Source organism: Myxococcus sp. NMCA1 (assembly GCF_026810205.1).
Classification (GTDB): domain Bacteria; phylum Myxococcota; class Myxococcia; order Myxococcales; family Myxococcaceae; genus Myxococcus; species Myxococcus xanthus_A.
On sequence record NZ_CP113950.1, the window covers coordinates 6,018,707 to 6,037,137 of the forward strand.

Sequence of the window (18,431 nt, forward strand, 5' to 3'; positions counted from 1 at the left end):
CAGCCCGGCTGCCCACCTGCCGCGTTTGCCGGACAGCACCAGACCCCTGCATGCTACAGGAACGTGCATGGCGGACACGACGCTGAACCCCGGGGCGGAGCTGGAGCGACTGGTCGACATCATGCGGCAGCTGCGCGCGGAAGGCGGCTGCCCGTGGGATCGCGAACAGGACCTGCGCTCGCTGCGGCCCTACCTCCTGGAAGAGGCCTTCGAGGTCCTGGAGGAGATGGACCGGGTCGCCTACGGCGGCTCCTGGCGGACCTTCTGTGAAGAACTGGGAGACCTGCTTTTCCAGATTGTCTTCCACGCCCAGCTCGCCTCGGAACTGGGGGAGTTCTCCCTGGCCGATGTGGCGAAGGCCATTGGCGACAAGCTGGTCAGCCGGCATCCCCATGTCTTCGGCAACGGCCAGCGCATGGAGGGCGCCGAGCAGGTCCTGGACAACTGGGCCAAGCTGAAGGCCGCGGAGAAGAAGCGCAAGACGGGCCGGGAGGGCTCGGTGCTGGACGGCGTCCCCGTCGCCGCCCCGGCGCTGATGCGTGCCGAGCGGCTCACGGAGAAGGCCAGCCGCATCGGCTTCGACTGGCCGGACGTCGCCAGCGTGCGCGCCAAGCTGACGGAGGAGCTGGGCGAGCTGGACGAGGCCATCGCCACGAATGATCGGGATGCCATCGAGCACGAGCTGGGGGACGTGCTGTTCTCGCTCGCCAACCTCGCGCGCTTCGTCGGGGCGCCAGCCGAGGACGCGCTGCGGATGGCCATCCGCCGCTTCACCGCCCGCTTCCAGCACATCGAGTCCGCCCTCCGCGCCGAGGGTGTCGCCCTGGGGGATGCCACCCTGGAGCACATGGAGCGCCACTGGCAGGAGGCCAAGGCGCGCGAAAAGGCGCTGCCTTCTCCGACCTGGGTTCCTCGCGCGCCCGTCACCACGCTGCGGCTGGGCGTGGCGGATCTTCCCGCGCAGCGCGCCTTCTGGGACGCCCTGGCGCCCCGGCTGGGGTGGACCTGCCGCAGGGCTCCGGAAGCGGATCAGGCCCTTTATGAAGACGGGGGCCTTCGGATCGCCTTCGAAGCGGTGGGGACGCCCACGACGGGCCTGAGGCTGACCCTGACGGCCCCCTCCCCGGCGGCGGTGGAGCGGCTCCCCGGCATCCTCGCGGAGATTCCGGGGAGTCGGCTGATCCAGCACCAGGCCGGCCGACTCTCCTTTCAGGATCCCGCGGGGCTGGTGTGGGAATATACGACTTCGGTAGAGTGATTTTCCTCGCAGGTGCCCTCGGCGGGGCGTCCAGAGCCCGGAAATCCCGGCTGGAGGCCCACACCCGCCTTGACGCCTGCGAGGCGTCGCAGTAAGGACGGCCCCTCTTTTAGCCTGCCATTACCGCTGGAGATTTCTCTTGGCCAACACCAAGTCCGCAGAGAAGCGTCACCGTCAGTCCCTGAAGCGCCGTGCGCGCAACGTCACCGTGCGCGGTGAGGTGAAGACCGCCGTCAAGTCCGCCCGCGAGGCGCTCGGCAGCAAGGATGGGGCGAAGCTGACGGACGCCATCAAGTCGGCCGCCAAGGCGCTGAACAAGGCCGCCACCAAGGGCGTGCTGCACAAGCGCACCGCTTCCCGCCGCATCTCGCGTCTCGCGAAGGCCGCCACCAAGGCCGCCCGCGCGCAGGCCTAGTCGAAGCCTCGGGGCCACCTCGCGTGGCCCTGCTTCATGCGTGCAGGCTGCCGGGAGGAGGCTCTTGCCTCCTCACCAGGCGCCCGCGAGCCGGTCGTACCCGTCCCGCATCAAGACCTCCGCGAGGCGCTCGAGCGCGACCTGCCGGTTCGCCTCCGCCTCCAGGATGTCTCCGCTTCCCAGCACATAGTCCTCGGACCCGAAGACCTCCGTCTGCTTGAGGACCTGTCCGTCCTTCACCACGCGGATCTGCGCCCGAGCAGAGACGCGGAAGAAGAAGCCCGGGCTCGCGCTCCTGCCCACAACGGTCGTGGGCGTGTTCGCCACCGACAGTACCGTGCCCTCCATGCGCCCGTCGCAGGACTCCGCGCTGCCCAGCCGACCCACGCGGATCAGCTCCTGCCGTAGGAAGCGCGTGAAGACGGTTTCCAGCGTGGGCTCGGGCGTCGCGTTGACGAAGACAGGCGCGCAGAGGGACGTCACGCTGGCCGGTAGACCGTCTCCGCGAGGCGCCAGGCGGTAGCCACAGCCCGCGGCTACCCACATTCCCACCACCACGCCAATTCGAAGGCGCCGGGGTCCGACAGCGCAGGGTCGCGACATGCGCGGCACCCTACCCGGCCCGATCGGCCCGTCAAGACAGAGGGCCACCGTCTTGTGTCGATGGAGGCGGCGGCGGTGACGACTCACCGTCGACAGCCACGCCGCGCACCCGCAGGGCCTCCGCCAACGACGTCCACGCCGCCAGCAGCCGCGTGTCCCGGGGAGAACCCCGCCGCGCCAACCCCAGGGGCCAGCGCACCTGCGCCCCCTGCCGAGGCACCAGGACGAGCCCGTGTGAACGGCACGTCAACGCCAGCAGGACGCCCAGCGCCGCCATGCCCAACCCCAGCACCTTCAGCGCGACGGGCTGCGCCCACAGGCCCAGCAAGGCGAAGACGGTCAACGCCAGCGCTTCCCGGAAGTAGCGCGACTCCAGCCGCGCCTCCCGCAGCGAGTCCAGCTCCACGGGAGGCACCATGACCGACGGGTGCGGTTGATAGAAGAGCCGCGTCCCCTGGCCGGAAAGCATGCGCCCTCCGCCCAGGTCCGCGACGAAGAACGGCTCCCCCGGTGCCGGGCCCCCGGGAAGGGGCGCTTCGGGAAGCACGGCCTCGCAGGCAATGCACCGCGGGCGGCCCGCCGGTTGGGGCCGCCCACATGCACCACACATGACGAGAACCTCGGCAGGCACCCGGGTCCCCGCTCAGGTGGCGACGAAGTTCACGAGGCGCTTGGGGACGAAGACGAACTTGCGCAGCGTCTTCCCCGCCAGGGCCGCCTGGATCTTCTCATCCGCTTCCGCCGCGGCGCGCACGTCCGCCTCCGCCGCGTCCGCGGCCACGCGAATCTCCGCGCGCAACTTGCCATTCACCTGCACGGCGTAGGGGATGACGTCATCCACCACCAGCGCCGGGTCGAACTCCGGCCAGGCCTGCGCGACGGTGAAGTCCTTGCTGCCGTAGGCCTCCGCGATTTCGTCCGCGATGTGCGGCGCGAACGGCGTGAGCACCGCCGCCAGCAACCGCACGGCCTCCGCCATGGCGGCCTTCTCCGCGGCCGTCTCAGGCGTCCCCTGTGCGGCGAGCGCGTTGACGCCTTCCATGATGCCGGCGATGGCCGTATTGAAGGACAGGCGCTCGATGGCCTCCCCCACCCGCTTCAGCGTCTTGTGGGCGGCGCGGCGGATCTCCAGCGCCTTGCCTTCGTAGGGCCCGTCATGGGTGGCACCCGCGGCCGCCGCCTGGTGTGTGGCGGCCAGCGTCCAGACGCGCTTGAGGAAGCGGAACACGCCTTCCACCTGCTCATCGGACCAGTCGAAGTCGCGCTCCGGCGGGCCCGCGAACAGCACGTAGGCCCGCGCCGTGTCCGCGCCGTACCGCTGGACGATGGAAGAAGGCGCCACCACGTTGCCCCACCGCTTGGACATCTTCCGGCCATCCGGACCGTTGACGATGCCCTGGGTGATGAGCCGCGTGACGGGCTCATCCACGGGGCTCAGCCCCAGCAGCTTCATCACCCGCGTCCAGAAGCGGAAGTAGAGCAGGTGCATCACCGCGTGCTCGGGGCCGCCCACGTAGATGTCCACGGGCAGGAAGCGCTGGGCCTCCTTCGGGTCGAACGGCGCCGCGTCGTAGTGCGGAGACAGGTAGCGCGCGAAGTACCAGCAGGAGTCGACGAAGGTGTCCATCGTCTCCGCCTCGCGCCGGGCAGGCCCGCCGCACTTCGGACACGTGGTGTTCACCCACGAGGTCACCTTCGCCAGCGGCGGCTCACCCTTGCCGGTGAGCACCGCCTGGGTGTCGATCTCCGGCAGACGCACGGGCAGTTGGTCCAGAGGCACCGGGATGCCGTTGCGATCCGGGTCGCACTTCTCGCAGTAGACGATGGGGATGGGCGTGCCCCAGTAGCGCTGGCGGCTGAAGCCCCAGTCCTTCTGGCGGTACGTCACCGTTGCCTTGCCCTTGCCGTCCTTCTCCAGCGACGCGGCCATGGCCTGACGCGCCTGCTCGGACGTCTGGCCCGTGTAGGCGCCGGAATCCTCCAGCACGCCGTACTCCGTATAGGCCGCCTCAAGCTCGTCACCCGGCGGGAGCTTGTCACCGGACGCGGGCTGGATGACGACCTTCACGGGCAGGCTGTACTTGCGCGCGAAGGCGAAGTCGCGCTCGTCATGCGCGGGCACGCTCATCACCGCACCGGTGCCGTAGTCGCTCAGCACGAAGTTGGCGATCCAGATGGGGACCGCCTGCCCGGTGAAGGGATTTTCCGCGTAGGCGCCGGTGAAGACCCCCTCCTTCTCCGTGCCCTCGCCCAGGCGCTCCGTCTTGGATTGGGCGGCCATGCGCTTGGCGAAAGCCTCCACCTCCGCGCGGCGCTCCGGCGTTGTCACCTGGGCCACCAGCTTGTGGTCCGGCGCCAGCACCACGTAGGTGCAGCCAAAGATGGTGTCGATACGGGTGGTGAACACGCGCAGCGCGGCGTCGTGCCCCTGCAGCCGGAAGTCGGCCTCGGCACCGTCCGAACGGCCAATCCAGTTCCGCTGCGCGGCGGTGATGCGGTGGGGCCACTCCTTGAGCGTGTCCAGCGCGTCCAGCAACTCCTGCGAGTACCGGGTGATGCGGAACGCCCACTCGGGCATCTCCTTGTCCACCACGGGGGAGTCGCAGCGCTCGCAGACGCCGTCCTTCACCTGCTCATTGGCGATGACGGTGTGGCAACCGGTACACCAGTTCACCCTGCTGAAGCGGCGATAGACGAGCCCACGCTCCAGCATCTGGATGAAGAACCACTGATTCCAGCGGTAGTACTCGGGCGCGCCGGTGTTGACCTCGCGTTCCCAGTCGTAGCAGTAGCCCAGACTCTTAACTTCCTTCTTGAAGGACGCGATGTTCTCGGCCGTGCGCACCGCCGGGTGCACGCCGTCCTTGATGGCCGCGTTCTCGGCCGGCAGGCCGAGCGCATCCCAGCCCATGGGATGCAGCACGTCGAAGCCCTTCATCCGGAAGTAACGCGCGTACACGTCCCCGAGCAGGTAGTTGCGGACATGCCCCATGTGCATCTTCCCGCTGGGGTACGGCAGCATCTCGAGCACGTACTTCTTGGGTGCCCCGGGGCGGCTGCCTGCCCGGAAGATGCCCGCGTCGTCCCAACGGGTCTGCCACTTACCTTCAATCGCCTGCGGCTCGTAACGCTCGTTCATCGCCATATCTATCGAGTCTCTTAGAGTGGGGACGTGCCCCAGGCAACTAGTCTCGCCGGGACAAATCCGTCCCGAGCGGACGACGGCCCCTGGGGCGACTGACGGGAGGGCCCCCGGGGCCCCGGCCGCCTTCCTCGGCCCTCCAAGGACCGCCCCGCTTCTTCAGCCGGTGACGCGCCGCGGCCTCGCTGATGACAGGCGCAAATCCCTCGGGCTCCAGCGGCGGGCAAACATTCTCGCCAACCTGGATTCAAAGATTAGCAATAAAAGTGAGGATATGCCGTTGACGGCCAATCGTTGAGCCAGTGACGATTCACCTCACCGGCATCCTGCCTTGGGGGGAGCCGTCCATCCGCAGCGAGTGAGGACCGAATGACGCTGAGAAGGGCGTTGATTCCGGGGTGCGTGTTTGCACTCTTCTCGTTGGAAACGCTGGCTCAGGACGCGAATATCGCGCCGCCTGCTCCCGAAACACAGACGCCGGGGACACCCGCGCCAGGGGTTGCGCCACAGCCGGCGCTCACGGCGCCCTCGCCCGCGCCCGCGCCCGCCAACGTGCGCACGGTGAAAGGCCGCGTCGCGGACCGGCTCACCAACGAGGGACTGCCGCTGGTGCGTGTCATCATCAAGGGCACCACCCAGGGCGTGGAGACGGAGCTGGACGGCACCTTCACCCTGCCCAACGTGCCCGCCCGCGCGGTGACGCTGCTCTTCTCCAGTCAGGACTACGGTGAGCGGGAGGTGCAGATTGGCGCCAACCAGCGCACCGTCGAGGTCGCGCTGGAGAACATCTTCGCAGAGGAGATGGTGGTGGTGGGCCGCGCCAGTGAAGTGGCGCGAAAGAACCTGGCCAACTCGGTGGCCTCGGTGAACTCCGAGGAGATCAACCGCGCCCCCGCCCAGACGGTGGACCAGGCGCTCCAGGGCAAGGTCGCCGGCGCCAACATCCAGAGCAACGGCGGCGCGCCCGGTGGCGGCCTCCAGCTCCGGCTGCGCGGCGTGTCCACCATCAACGGCTCCTCCGCCCCGCTCTACGTCATCGACGGGGTGCTCGTCAGTGACGTGGCCATCGCCTCCGGTGTGTTCGCCATCACCGAGTCCGTGGCCGGCGCCAACGCGAACCCCACCCAGGACAACCAGGTCAACCGCATCGCGGACATCAACCCCAACGACATCGAGAGCATCGAGGTCCTCAAGGGTGCGTCCGCCGCCGCCATCTACGGCTCCAAGGCCGCCAACGGCGTGGTCATCATCAACACCAAGCGGGGCCGCTCCAGCGAGCCGCAGTTCGAGGTGACCCAGCGCCTGGGCATGTACACGCTGGCCAACAAGCTCGGCACCCGCCGCTTCAACAGCGTGGACGAGGTGCGCGACACGTTCGGCGAGGCCGCGGCCCAGTACTACGTGGAGGGTCGCCGGTTCGACCACGAGTCCGCCCTGGCCGGCCGCCGCGACTTGTCCTCGGAGACGCTGGCCAGCGTCAGCGGCGTGACGGGCAATACGAAGTACTTCGCGTCGGCGATGATCAAGAACGACGAAGGCATCATCGCCAACACCGGGTACGAGAAGCAGTCGTTCCGGCTGAACCTGGGCCAGAAGCTGGGTGAGGCGGTGGAGGTCAACGTCGCCACCAACCTGGTTCACTCCCTGGGCCAGCGCGGTCTGACGAACAACGACAACGCGAGCATCAGCAACTACATGGTGCTGCCACACGCGCCGGAGTTCCTCCCGCTGGAGGCCAACTCGGACGGCGTGTACCCGCAGAACCCCTTCCTCTCCAACCGCGCCAACCCATTGCAGACGGCCGCGCTGGTGAAGAACGATGAGAATGTGTGGCGCTTCATCGGGTCCGGCGACCTGACGTGGCACCTGTGGAAGACGGAGGCCCACCACCTGCGCGTGCTGGCCAACGCGGGCGTGGACCGGTTCCAGCAGGAGAACTCGCTCTTCTTCCCGCCCGAGCTCAACTTCGAGCCGCTGGATGACGGTCTGCCGGGCTCGTCGCTCTTCGGAACCAGCCAGGTGCGCAACCTGAACTCCGGCCTGAACCTGGTGCACACCTACAAGCCCACGTCGGGCGGCATCGTGGCGACCACGTCAGGCGGTCTCCAGTTCGAAGAACGCAACATCGACTCCGTCTACATCGTCAGCAAGAACCTGAACGCGGGCCGGCAGAACGTGGACAGTGGCACCGTGGTCAACCTGCGGCAGAACCGCTCGCTGGTGAGGGACCGGGGCTACTACGTCCAGGAGGAGCTCCTCCTGCTGGACGAGCGGCTGACGCTGGTGGGCGCGCTGCGCGGCGAGCAGAGCAGCGCCAACGGCAACCCCAACGCGCTGTTCCTGTACCCGAAGCTGGCCACCGCCTACCGGATTCCCTCGTTCCACCCGAAGGTGAACGAGTTCAAGGTCCGCGCGGCCTACGGTGAGACGGGCAACCTGCCGCTGTACGGAATGAAGTTCACCGGCCTGCGCGCCACCGGCAACATCGCCGGCAGCCCGGGTCTGGTGGGCACCGGCATCGCGGGTGACCGGAACATCAAGCCAGAGCGGCAGCGTGAGATTGAGGCCGGCGTGGACGCCCTCCTCTTCGGCGGCGACGTGGTCGCGGAATTGTCCATCTACCAGCGCAACATCAGTGACCTGCTGCTGCAGCGCGCCCTGGCCCCGTCCGGTGGCTTCGCCACGCAGATCTTCAACGGCGGCTCGCTGCGCAACCGTGGCGTCGAGGCCATGCTCCAGGTGACGCCCGTGCGCGGCGGCTTCGAGTGGACCAGCGGCGCGACGTTCGCCCTCAACCGCAGCCGGGTGACGGACCTGCCCGTTCCCGCGTTCCTCGCTGGCGGATTCGGCACCAGCCTGGGCGCCTTCCGCATCGAGGAAGGCGCGACGGCGACGCAGATTGTCGGCAACGACGGCGTCGACGAGAACGGCCGCCCGATTGTGCGGAAGATTGGCGACACCGAGCCCACCTTCCGCATGTCCTTCACCAACAGCCTCAAGTACCGGGACTTCAGCCTGTCCTTCCTGTTCGACTGGCAGCAGGGCAGCGACATCATCAACCTGACGCGGTACATCTACGACGACGCCGGGACGTCACCGGACTTCACGACGGGGGGCCGCGAGCGACTCGTACGGCAACGTACGCACGCGAGCACGTACATCGAGGACGCCAGCTTCCTCAAGCTGCGTGAGGTGACCTTCATGTACCAGTTGCCCAAGGACTGGGTGTCCATGGTTCCCGCGGTGAAGTCCGCCCGGCTCAGTCTGAGCGGACGCAACCTCCTCATGTTCACCGGCTACTCCGGGTTGGATCCGGAGGTGAGCAACTTCGGCAACCAGGCCGTCGCCCGCAACGTGGACGTGGCCCCCTTCCCTCCCAGCCGCAGCTTCTGGACCTCCATCGACGTCGGGTTCTGAGCCATGACCATCCAACTGACCAAGAAGGCATTCGTGGGGCTCTTCACCGTCCTGGGCCTGAGCGGCTGCGGGAGCCTGGACGTCCCGGACCTGAACAACCCCAGCCTCGATGACTTCCGCGAGCGGCCCACGCGTCCCGCGGTGCTCACCGCCGCCACGGGCTTGCTCCTCGGCCACCGCGCTGGTGTCGCCGCTCCCAACGGCTACGTGGCCCAGCTCGGCATCATCGGGCGCGAGGCGTACGTCTTCGACCCCGCGGACCCGCGCGCCGTCGGCGAACTGCTGGGCCCCACCCTGGACCCCGGCGGCCCGGCGTTCGGCGGCAATCACTGGACCTCGCCCTACCTGAACATCCGCAACGCCAATGCGCTGCTGGACTCCCTGGACAAGGTCCCCAACACGCCCGACGCAGAGAAGGAGGGCCTCCGCGGCTTCGCGAAGACGATGCAGGCCCTGGACTTCCTCGTGGTCATCAACACGCGAGACACCGAAGGGGCCCCCATCGACGTCAACCTGCCCATTGGCCAACTGGCCCCCATCGTGGGCAAGGAGGCGGTGTTCGAGCGAATCGCCGCGCTGCTCGACGAGGGCCACACCCACCTGGAGAACGCGGGGGAGACCTTCCCCTTCCAGCTCAGCCCGGGCTTCGCCGGCTTCAACACGCCCACGACGTTCCGGCAGTTCAACCGCGCGCTCGCCGCACGGGTGGCGGTGTACCGGGGGCGCTACCCCGAGGCGCTCACCGCCCTGAGCCAGTCCTTCCTCAACCAGACTCAGCCGTTGGAGCTGGGCATCTATCACTCGTTCGGGACGAACTCCGGCGACACCGACAATGGCCTCATCAGCGTCAACGTCTTCGCGCACCCGTCGATCGTCACCGACGCGGAGCTCCAGGACGATGGCACCGTGGATGACCGCGTGGTCCGGAAGCTCACGCGCCTGCCCGCGGTCCGGACCGCGGCGGACGGGAAGCTGTCGACGGAGTGGCGCTTCCGCATCTACCCCACGAACAACTCGCCCGTGACCATCATCCGCAACGAGGAGCTCATCCTCCTGCGCGCCGAGGCCAACATCGGTGCTCGGAACTTCGGCCCAGCCGCGGACGACCTCAACTTCATCCGCACCACCTCCGGCCGGCTGCCGCCGCGCCTGGACATCGATGAGAACAATGCCCTGGATGAGCTGCTGAAGCAGAAGCGGTACTCACTCCTGTTCGAGGGCGGCCACCGGTGGATTGACCTTCGGCGCTACGGGCGGCTCGACTCGCTCCCCCGCGAGCTGGACCCGGACATCGCGCCCCACGAGCGCTTCCCCATCCCCGCGGCGGAGATGAACGCGCGGCAGTAAACGCTTCTCGCAGTCCTTGAAGCTCCAGGTGCACGGCAGTCGGGCGTGCACCTGGAGCGCGGGCGCTCAGCCGCCCTGCTTCAACCCGGCCCGTTCGGCGACGAGCGCCCCCAGCGCGGACCAGTCCAAATCGCCGTGGCCCTGCGCGACGCCTCCCAGGAACTGGTCCTTCACGAGGCTGGCCAGGGGCATGGGCACCTCGGCGGTGCGCGCCGCGCCCAGGACGAGCTCCACGTCCTTGAGCCCCAGTCGCATCTTGAAGCCCGCCGGGCTGTACTTCTCCTCGGCGATGAGCTGCGCGTACCCCTCGAAGATGGGCGAGCGCGCGAAGACGGACTGGAAGACCTCCAGGAACACCTTCGGCTCGATGCCGGACTTGCGCGTCAGGGCGAAGGACTCGGCGAGCGCCTCCATCATCGACGCGATGAGGAAGTTGCCCGACAGCTTCACGACGTTGGCCGCGGGGGCACTTTCGCCCAGCACGGTGAGGCCGCGCCCCAGCGCCTCCAGCAACGGGCGGCACCGGTCCACGTCCTGCTTCGGACCGGCGGCCACCACCCACAGCTGCTTCGATGCCGCCGCGGTGGGACGGCCGAACACCGGCGCGGAGAGATACCGCTGACCAGCGCTCGCATGCGTCTCCGCCAACCGTTCGGAAAGCGCCACGGAGAGCGTGCTCGACGAGACGTGCACGGCCCCCGGCGCCAGTCCTGCCTGGAGCCCGTCCTGGCCGAAGACCGCGGACGTCACGGCCGCATCATCCGACAGCATGCTGAAGACGACCTCCGCGCCGCGAGCCGCCTCCGCGGGGCTGCGGGCAACGCGCGCCCCCTTCTCCTTCAACGGCGCGGCCTTGGACTCGGTGCGATTCCACACCGTCAGCTCGTGCCCCGCGGCCACCAGGCTCGTCGCCATGGGCAGTCCCATGTTGCCCAGGCCAATGAATCCCACCTTCATGCGCGTCTCCTCCCGGAAGCGGCCCGGATAATCCGCGCCCAGGAGCTCCACCACCGCAAAGCACGCGCACGTCCAGGAGCGAACGCGGAGCGCCCTACTCCGGCCGGTCCTCGGAGACATCCAGGCGCTCGAAGGCGCGGCCCAGCGCCATGACACCCAGCCACACCTCCCCCACCAACACACCCGCCGCGACGAAGCCCGCCACGGGCAAGGCCCAGGGGCCCAGCAGCGTCGACACAGCGAGGCCCACCACGAGCGCCACCAGCCCCGCGGGAATCAACCCCACCAGCATCACCACCAGCGTGCCCACGACAGCCAGCAAGCGCTGGCCCATCGCCTCGATGCCGCGTGCCCGCTCGCCTGTATCCGCCGGTACCCACGAGGGGAAGAGGACCACCGCGGCGTTCTGCACGAAGAGGCCCGACAGCGACACGGCCGGAAGCAGGAACGCCAGCGCCAGCCCTCCTGGCCACCACCAGCCGCCCAGGCGCGAGGCCTCCACGCCGGGCCCCAGGACGAGCGCCACCGCCAACAGCGCGAGCTGGAACGAGGCCAGGGCCAGCGAGGATGCCGCCAACTGCGCGCGCACCACCTGCCGTCCTGTCAGTGGCATGGCGCGCAGCAGGTCCAGCTTGGGCAGGTCCATCCGCAGGTCCATGCGGAACGCGCTCGGCCCCACCACCGTCAGCATCATCGACAACGCCAGCGCCACCGGCCCGAGCACCCGCCGCGTGTCCGTGAACAGACGCGTGTCGCCCATCATCGCCGCGATGACACCGCCCAGGATGATGAAGGCGAGGAACACCGCGAACCCGCCGCCCATCCGCTTGCGCGCAATCAGGTTCTTCCAGATGAGCGCCACCTCCGGTCGGCCTCGAGGCAGCAGCCGGAATGGAGGGCGGCTCAACGTGAGTGAGCCCACACGCGTCATCCGCCCCGAGGCCCGCAGCATGCGCTCCCGTGAGCGGGACTCCGCGCGCACCACCGCCGTCTCCTCGAACGGGACTTCGGCCCAGAGCACCCAGCCGTAGTGCGCCGCCATCAGCGCCAACACCGGTGGCAGGGCCCACAGGAAGTCGCCCACGCTCTGCGCCAGCGCTGGCGCCACCAGCAGCCGGCCCGGCCACAACACGGCCGCCACGCCGGGTGACGCCATCAGCGCCTGCAACCACTCGCGAAGCGCGCGGCCTGATGACAGGTCCTCGGACACCGGGTGCTCTCGCAGCGAGGTGAACACCGCCAGCACCACGAGCGCCAGGACACCCCCCACCGCGCCCCAGCGGACCACCTGGCCCCAGAGGCCCCATGCCGACAGCCGCGTGCGCATGAAGGACGCCGCCGTCGAGTGCAGATAGAGCGTGCCCAAGGCCAGACACGCCCCCACGAAGAAGAGGACGGGATGCGGGCTGATGGTCCTCCCGAGGAACAGCGTGGCGAACAGCGCGCCCAGCGACGTTCCCAGGAGCCCGCGCACCAGCTTGTATTGCAGCAGGGCCCTGCGAGGGACGGGCGCGGGGAAGAGTTGCACCACGTCCGTCTCCGAGAAGGTCAGCGACGGCCGGTCCCGGCCCAGCGCCCACGCGGCGAACAACGTCCCCAGCGCGGAGCCGACCAGCGACAGCTCGGCGAACAACCGCACACCCTCGGACACCGTGCCCACCGACCCACGGAAGTCCAAACGCCGGAAGAAGACGGAGTAGAGATACGCCGCGCCCACCAGGGCGCCCAGGAGGTAGCGCGGCTTGCGAAGCCGCTCCAGCTGCCGCCGGACGCGATTGCGCCAGGTCGCGGCCCAGAGGAAGGCCACCGCGCGAGGGAAGCTCACGGCGCCTGCGTTCCCGCGCTGGTGATTCGGACGAAGAGCTCTTCCAGCGAGGCGTGCTCCCCTTCCGCGCCACTCAGTCGCGCGCGGATGTCTTCCAGGCTGCCCAGCGCCATGGCCTTGCCGCCCGCGATGACGAGCAGCCGGTGGCACAGCTCCTCCACCAGCGGCAGCAGATGCGAGGACAGCACCAGGGCCGCGCCCTCCTCCGCCCGGCGCCGCAGCGACGCCTTCATCCGCCGGATGCCGATGGGGTCCAGGCCGGTGAGTGGCTCGTCCAGGAGGATGAGCTTTGGCGAATGCAGGAAGCCACAGGCGATGGACAGCTTCTGCTTCATGCCTCGCGACAGCTCGCCCGGCAGGGACTTCTCCTTGCCCGTCAGCTCCATCTCCTCCAGCAGCGCGCGGCCCCGCTCCTCCCAGTCCTCCACGCCGTAGAGCCGCGCCGTGAAGTTCAGGTGCTCCCACACCGTGAGGTATTCGAAGAAGCGCGGCTCGTCCGGCAGGAAGGCCAGCGCGCGCTTCGCTTCCACCGGCGTCTGCGACAAGTCATGTCCCGCGACCAGGATGCGGCCCGAGCTGGGCGGCAGGATGCCCGCCAGACACCGCAGCGTGGAGGTCTTCCCCGCACCGTTGGGCCCCACCAACCCGAGCACCTCACCGGGCGCCACCTCGAAGGTGAGCCCCTGCACGGCCTTCACCTCGCCATACGCCTTCTCCAGGCCCTCCACCCGCAGGACAGAATCCATTCGTACGCGCTCGCCTTCAGTCCAGCTTCAGCAGGTCCCGAACGGTATCCAGCACGACCTTCGCCTGCACGGGTTTCACCAGGTACGCGCTCGCGCCCAGCTTCATCGCGCGCTCCCGGTCCGCCGCCGCGCCCTCCGTGGTGACGACGATGATGGGGACGTTCCGGTACTCGGTCGCCTGCCGGATGTGACTGATGAGCTTCAGCCCGTCCATCAGCGGCATGTTGATGTCCGTGAGCACCAGGTCGAAGCGGCCCTGCGTCAGCTTCTTCAAGCCCTCGGCGCCGTCCTGCGCCTCGGTGCACACCACGCCGGACAGGCGCTGCAGCGCGTACATGATGCTGCGCCGCATGGCCTGCGAGTCATCCACCACCAAGGCTCGAATCTGCTGCGTCATGGGCCGCGGACGTTAGCACCCGCGCGCCAAGGTCCGGAGTTTCAGCGCCGCCGCCGCGCCAGGGCCGCCAGCGCCGGGCCGATGTCACCCAGTGGAATCACCCGCTTCACCGCCCCGGTGGCGATGGCCTCGCCCGGCATGCCGAACACCACCGAGGTCTCCTCCGACTGCGCCCAGACCTCGCCGCCCGCGCGGTGCACCTCACGGGCTCCCTCCGCGCCGTCCGCGCCCATGCCCGTCAGCACCACGCCCAGGGCCTTGGCGCCCAGCACCTGCGCCATGCTGGCGAAGAGGCGGTCCACGCTGGGCGCATACTTGTCCACGTGCGTGGGCGGCGGCGTGTGCAGCTCCAGCCGGGAGCCCCGCTCGGCCACCACCATGTGCCGCCCGCCCGGAGCGATGTACACGTGCCCCGGCTGCACCAGGTCTCCGTCACGGGCCTCCGTCACGGTGAAGGGACCGATGCGGTCCAGCCGGTCCGCGAAGGCGCGGGTGAACTGCGGCGGCATGTGCTGGCAGACCAGCACGCACGGCGTGGGCTCCACGGCCAGTCCCTCCAACACCCGCTGCACCGCGGGGGGACCGCCCGTGGAGGCGCCCACGGCCACCACCAGCGGCGGCTCGCCCGCCACCGCCATGGCGCGGGCCCCTGGCGCCGCGTGCCGGTAACCGGGGCGCACGTGCCGCGCTGCCCGGACCTTCTCCAGCAGCTCCACGCGAAGCGCCTCCATGGCCTCGAACGTCGGGTGCTGCGGCTTGGCGATGAAGTCGAACGCCCCCAACTCCAGCGCCTTGAAGACATCCGACCGGTGCGAATAGCTGGAGATGACGATGACGGGCGTGGGCGCCGTGCGCATCAGCAGGCGGAGGAACGTGTAGCCCCCGAGCTTCGGCATCTCCAGGTCCAGCGTCACCACGTCGGGCTTCAGGTCCACGACCTTCTTCAGCCCCTCTTCGCCATCCGCCGCGCGGTCCACCACTCGCACGTCCGGCTCCGACTCCAGCATCGTGGAGAGGGTGCGCCGGTTGTGGGCCGAGTCGTCGATGACCAGTACGGAGATGACGTCCTTGCTGATCATCGACGCGCTCCTTCGTCCAGCTCCGGCCTCCGGTACACCAGGTCCCCGCGCAGGTGAACGAACTCGAAGTCCGAGCCCAGGTTCAGCAGGTTCTCTGAGTGTCCCAGCAGCAGGTGCCCCCCTGGCACCAACCGGTCCCGAACGATGCTCAGGAACTTCCGGCGTGCCGCCAGGTCGAAGTAGATGAGCACGTTGCGGCAGAACACCACGTCCATGCGTGGCACCAGTTGGCTACCCATCTCGTCCAGCAGGTTGTGGTGGCCAAAAGACACCCAGGCGCGCACTTCGTCCCGGACGCGCACGCGGTTGTTTCCCAGCGAAACGAAGTGGCGCTCCAGCAACTCCGGCGAGGTGGCGCGCAGCGCGGAGGGCCCGTACTCCGCTCGCCGCGCCATGGCCAGCACGCGCCGGGAGATGTCCGTGCCCAGGACCTCCACGTCCCAGTCGTCGAAGCGGCGGCTGTCCTTGAGGAGCATCGCCAGCGTGTAGGCCTCCTCCCCGGACGAGCAACCCGCGGACCACACCCGCAGCCGGCGCAGCCGCGCGTTGCGCTGCTCCACCACCGGGAGCAGTTCGTCCGTGAAGGACTTGAGCTGCGTGGGCTCGCGGAAGAAGTACGTCTCGTGGGTGGTGAGGGATTCGACGGCCGCCTCCAGTTCGGCGTGCCGGTTGGCGTCGTAGCGCAGGTAGCGGTGATACGCGCCGTAGTCCGGCAGCCCCAGCAACTCCAGCCGGGGCCACAGGCGGCGCTCCATCACGAACTTCATGTCCTCGTGCACCAGGATGCCGCAGTGCGAATACACGTGGTCCCGGAGGAGACGGAACTCCTCCGCTGACATCTCCGGACGTCCGTCGTCGAAGCGTGCCATGGAGCCCTCTCAGCGCCGGAGCAGGCGCTCCACGGCGTCGGAGAGGGCTCGCCGCGCCAGGGCGTCCGACTCCTCCTCCAGCGCCTCCTGGGCGGCGGACAGACACTCCGGCCCCGCCGAATCTCCCAGCACCCGCGCCGCCGCCGCGCGAACATCCCAGCGCGCATGACGCAGCAGTGACAGCGCCATCGTCACCCCGGCCGACGACTCCGCCCCCGCCACCAACGCCGCCTTCACCACCTCCACGTCCGGATGGCCCGCGGCCTCCCGCAACACTCCTGGGCCCGCCGCTCCCATCCGCGCCAGGGCCCGCACCGTGGCCACCGCCAGCGCGCCATCCGCGTCTCGCGTCAGGGCCACCAGGTCCGGTACCCGGTCCAACGCGCCGCAGTCCCCCGCCGCCTCCACCGCGGCCACCCGCACGGAGGGGTCCTCGTCCCTCAGTACCGGCGACAGCAGCGCGCCCGCGTCCGGCCCGCCCAGTCGCGCCAGGGCCCGCGTGCCCGCGATGCGCACCGGCACGGACTCATCCGCGAGCGCCGCGCGCACCAGCTCCCGACCGACGTCGCCATCCAGCTCACACGCCGCCACCACCGACGCCGCGCGCCACCGGGGGTCCTCGTCCCGCGCCAGCCGCTTTAACGAGGGCAGGGCCGGCACTCCGCCCACGCGGGCCAGGGCGGCGACCGCCGCGGGCGTGGCCCTGCGCGCCACAGCATCCTCCAACGCCTCCAGCACCGCCGGCCGACACGACTCCGCCAGTTCGGCCAGGGAACGCGTCGCCGCCCCCGCCAGGGATGGCTCTTCCAACAGGGCGACGAGCGGCGACACCGCCGAGGCCGCGCCCGTGCGCCCCAAGGCACGCACCACCACCGCGCGAAGCTCGTCCTCCACCCACTCCAGCAACGCGCACAGCGTTGCCACCGCCGAGGCGTCGACCAGGTCCACCAGCGCTTCGGCCGCGGCGGCCCGCGCCGGCAGAGACAGCTCCGGCAGGCGATGAAGCAAGGTGCGCCCGCCGGCCGGCCCCAGCCTTCCCAGCGTGTGCAGCACCTCGCGCAGCAGCCGCGCCTCGCGCGCGCACTCCGCCACAGGCACGGCCAGCGACGCATCGCCCAGCGAGGCCACCGCCACCAGCGTGCCCGCGCGCACCATGACGTCCTCGGACGCCAGCGCCTCGGTCAGTCGCGGCGTTACGCCGGGCAGGGGCAAGAGCGCCTTCCGCACCACCGCTTCGAGTTCCCCGCGCCGCGCACCGCCGGAACGCGCGGCCTGTGTCCCCAGGGCGGACAGCGCCGCCTCTCGCACCGAGCGCAACTCCGACGTGAGCCCCTGGCAGATGCGCACCGTCGCATCCGCCTCCGGAATGAGGCCCAGCATCCGGTAGGCGCTCCGCTGAAGCCGAGGGTCCTCCAGCAAGGCCTTCACCAGCGGAAGGGGCGCCGCATGCTGAAGCAGCGTCAACCCTTCCAGGGCGGACAGGCGAAGCAGCGGCTCCGGCTCGGCCAGCAGCGACTCCAGCGCGGTGACGGCTTGCGCGCCGCCGATGCGCCCCAGTGCCTCCGCCGCGGACACGCGCACGTTGAGGTCCGCGTCCGAGAGCGAACGCACCAGCGGAGCCTCCGCATCGCGATGCCCCAGTTGACCCAGGATGTCCGCGGCGAACTTCCGCTGGTCCGGGTCTGGATGGGCCAGCAGGCCCACCAACGGGCCCAACGCGGCACTGCCCAGCCCCGCGAGCGCCTCCGCCGCCGCGTTCCGAGCCCCCGTCTCCCCTCGCTCGCCCAGCACGGAGATGAGCCGGGCCGCGAGCTCGCTCGAGGCGGGCATCCGCTTGAGGGCCTCCGCCGCGACGTGGCGCACGCGCCAGCTCTCGTCATGCAAGCCGACGACGAGAATCTCCAGAACGCCCGCGGTGCACGGGTCCAGCGATTGGAGCGCGAGGTAGCGCGCCTCTTCCGCGACCGGGGGCTCGGAGTGGGGGCTCATGTGTCGAAGACCTGGTCAGACCCTGGTTGGAGGTAGAACCAGAGGGCGTAGGCCCCCAGGGCCGTGCCCAGTGGAACGTTGGGAATGGCGAGGATGCCCAGCACCAGCGTCAGCGTCCTCGACCACGCCTTGCGGTTCAGCAACCCGAAGCCGGTGATGACACCTGGCAGCCCCAGCAACGCGAGGCACCCGCCCACGCCCATGCCCACGGCCACAATCAGCGCCCGCTCCTCGGGCTTCGCGCCCGGCAACAGCCCGCCCATCGCCCCGATGAACAGCATCACTCCCACGGCGATGAGCACCGACAGCCCGTTGATGACGATGAAGAGGATGCCGAGAATTCTACGGTGCTGCTCCAGTCCTTGATGGCTCACCTCAATCCCCCAT

At 69.5% G+C, this 18,431-nt stretch carries 15 protein-coding genes; 4 read left to right on the forward strand and 11 right to left on the reverse strand.

What is annotated here, in order from left to right; all coding sequences use genetic code 11:
* Nucleotides 1–67: 67 nt before the first annotated feature.
* Both mazG and rpsT read left to right on the forward strand, forming a co-directional pair.
* Nucleotides 68–1,258 carry a nucleoside triphosphate pyrophosphohydrolase gene (gene mazG, locus OZ403_RS24505; RefSeq protein WP_268781859.1) on the forward strand — a complete coding sequence of 397 codons (1,191 nt, stop codon included), beginning with the start codon at nt 68–70 and terminating at the stop codon, nt 1,256–1,258.
* Nucleotides 1,259–1,397: 139 nt separating this feature from the next.
* Nucleotides 1,398–1,673, forward strand: coding sequence for a 30S ribosomal protein S20 (gene rpsT / locus OZ403_RS24510; protein WP_140793561.1), 276 nt, complete (start codon nt 1,398–1,400; stop codon nt 1,671–1,673).
* A 72-nt stretch (nt 1,674–1,745) separates the two neighbouring features.
* Here the strand turns inward: rpsT and lptE are convergent, their stop codons facing one another.
* The 3 genes from lptE to leuS form a co-directional block, all read right to left on the reverse strand.
* The gene (gene lptE, locus OZ403_RS24515; RefSeq protein ID WP_237078450.1) at nt 1,746–2,219 is read right to left on the reverse strand and encodes an LPS assembly lipoprotein LptE; all 474 of its coding nucleotides are present in this window, start codon (nt 2,217–2,219) and stop codon (nt 1,746–1,748) included.
* A gap of 88 nt (nt 2,220–2,307) precedes the next feature.
* Nucleotides 2,308–2,745 carry a hypothetical protein gene (locus OZ403_RS24520; RefSeq protein WP_237077382.1) on the reverse strand — a complete coding sequence of 146 codons (438 nt, stop codon included), beginning with the start codon at nt 2,743–2,745 and terminating at the stop codon, nt 2,308–2,310.
* A gap of 174 nt (nt 2,746–2,919) precedes the next feature.
* Complete coding sequence (leuS, locus tag OZ403_RS24525) at nt 2,920–5,421, reverse strand: leucine--tRNA ligase (protein ID WP_140799158.1); 2,502 nt, start codon at nt 5,419–5,421, stop codon at nt 2,920–2,922.
* A 366-nt stretch (nt 5,422–5,787) separates the two neighbouring features.
* Between leuS and OZ403_RS24530 the strand changes: the two genes are divergently transcribed.
* Together OZ403_RS24530 and OZ403_RS24535 are read left to right on the forward strand one after the other, a co-directional pair.
* Complete coding sequence (locus tag OZ403_RS24530) at nt 5,788–8,835, forward strand: SusC/RagA family TonB-linked outer membrane protein (protein WP_328285462.1); 3,048 nt, start codon at nt 5,788–5,790, stop codon at nt 8,833–8,835.
* A gap of 3 nt (nt 8,836–8,838) precedes the next feature.
* Complete coding sequence (locus OZ403_RS24535) at nt 8,839–10,182, forward strand: RagB/SusD family nutrient uptake outer membrane protein (RefSeq protein ID WP_140793568.1); 1,344 nt, start codon at nt 8,839–8,841, stop codon at nt 10,180–10,182.
* 66 nt (nt 10,183–10,248) lie between these two features.
* Here OZ403_RS24535 and OZ403_RS24540 read toward each other — a convergent pair whose 3' ends face one another.
* The 8 genes from OZ403_RS24540 to OZ403_RS24575 form a co-directional block, all read right to left on the reverse strand.
* Nucleotides 10,249–11,139: an NAD(P)-dependent oxidoreductase gene (locus OZ403_RS24540; protein ID WP_140793570.1), complete on the reverse strand. Its 891-nt coding sequence runs from the start codon at nt 11,137–11,139 to the stop codon at nt 10,249–10,251.
* A 94-nt stretch (nt 11,140–11,233) separates the two neighbouring features.
* Nucleotides 11,234–12,964, reverse strand: coding sequence for a putative ABC exporter domain-containing protein (locus OZ403_RS24545; protein ID WP_268781860.1), 1,731 nt, complete (start codon nt 12,962–12,964; stop codon nt 11,234–11,236).
* Nucleotides 12,961–13,710 (reverse strand): ABC transporter ATP-binding protein, encoded by a 750-nt coding sequence (locus OZ403_RS24550; protein ID WP_140876203.1) that lies wholly within the window; start codon nt 13,708–13,710, stop codon nt 12,961–12,963. The genes OZ403_RS24545 and OZ403_RS24550 overlap by 4 nt, the downstream gene beginning before the upstream one ends.
* A gap of 16 nt (nt 13,711–13,726) precedes the next feature.
* A complete protein-coding gene (locus OZ403_RS24555) occupies nt 13,727–14,107 on the reverse strand; it encodes a response regulator (RefSeq protein WP_011554738.1) in 381 nt (126 codons plus the stop codon).
* Between the two features lie 41 nt (nt 14,108–14,148).
* Nucleotides 14,149–15,186 (reverse strand): protein-glutamate methylesterase/protein-glutamine glutaminase, encoded by a 1,038-nt coding sequence (locus OZ403_RS24560; RefSeq protein WP_268781861.1) that lies wholly within the window; start codon nt 15,184–15,186, stop codon nt 14,149–14,151.
* On the reverse strand, nt 15,183–16,055 hold the full coding sequence (locus tag OZ403_RS24565; protein ID WP_268781862.1) for a CheR family methyltransferase: 873 nt from the start codon (nt 16,053–16,055) through the stop codon (nt 15,183–15,185). Before OZ403_RS24565 ends, OZ403_RS24560 begins: the two co-directional genes overlap by 4 nt.
* A 9-nt stretch (nt 16,056–16,064) precedes the next feature.
* On the reverse strand, nt 16,065–18,044 hold the full coding sequence (locus OZ403_RS24570) for a HEAT repeat domain-containing protein (RefSeq protein WP_268781864.1): 1,980 nt from the start codon (nt 18,042–18,044) through the stop codon (nt 16,065–16,067).
* A complete protein-coding gene (locus OZ403_RS24575; RefSeq protein ID WP_140793581.1) occupies nt 18,041–18,418 on the reverse strand; it encodes a hypothetical protein in 378 nt (125 codons plus the stop codon). Before OZ403_RS24575 ends, OZ403_RS24570 begins: the two co-directional genes overlap by 4 nt.
* Nucleotides 18,419–18,431: the final 13 nt, after the last annotated feature.

Excerpts from the sequence above, each read along its gene's own strand:
- mazG (WP_268781859.1), top strand. The coding sequence starts at position 68 with ATGGCGGACACGACGCTGAACCCCGGGGCGGAGCTGGAGCGACTGGTC.
- lptE (WP_237078450.1), bottom strand. The coding sequence starts at position 2,219 with ATGTGGGTAGCCGCGGGCTGTGGCTACCGCCTGGCGCCTCGCGGAGAC.
- OZ403_RS24520 (WP_237077382.1), bottom strand. The coding sequence starts at position 2,745 with ATGCTTTCCGGCCAGGGGACGCGGCTCTTCTATCAACCGCACCCGTCG.
- leuS (WP_140799158.1), bottom strand. The coding sequence starts at position 5,421 with ATGGCGATGAACGAGCGTTACGAGCCGCAGGCGATTGAAGGTAAGTGG.
- OZ403_RS24530 (WP_328285462.1), top strand. The coding sequence starts at position 5,788 with ATGACGCTGAGAAGGGCGTTGATTCCGGGGTGCGTGTTTGCACTCTTC.
- OZ403_RS24535 (WP_140793568.1), top strand. The coding sequence starts at position 8,839 with ATGACCATCCAACTGACCAAGAAGGCATTCGTGGGGCTCTTCACCGTC.
- OZ403_RS24540 (WP_140793570.1), bottom strand. The coding sequence starts at position 11,139 with ATGAAGGTGGGATTCATTGGCCTGGGCAACATGGGACTGCCCATGGCG.
- OZ403_RS24550 (WP_140876203.1), bottom strand. The coding sequence starts at position 13,710 with ATGGATTCTGTCCTGCGGGTGGAGGGCCTGGAGAAGGCGTATGGCGAG.
- OZ403_RS24555 (WP_011554738.1), bottom strand. The coding sequence starts at position 14,107 with ATGACGCAGCAGATTCGAGCCTTGGTGGTGGATGACTCGCAGGCCATG.
- OZ403_RS24560 (WP_268781861.1), bottom strand. The coding sequence starts at position 15,186 with ATGATCAGCAAGGACGTCATCTCCGTACTGGTCATCGACGACTCGGCC.
- OZ403_RS24565 (WP_268781862.1), bottom strand. The coding sequence starts at position 16,055 with ATGGCACGCTTCGACGACGGACGTCCGGAGATGTCAGCGGAGGAGTTC.
- OZ403_RS24570 (WP_268781864.1), bottom strand. The coding sequence starts at position 18,044 with ATGAGCCCCCACTCCGAGCCCCCGGTCGCGGAAGAGGCGCGCTACCTC.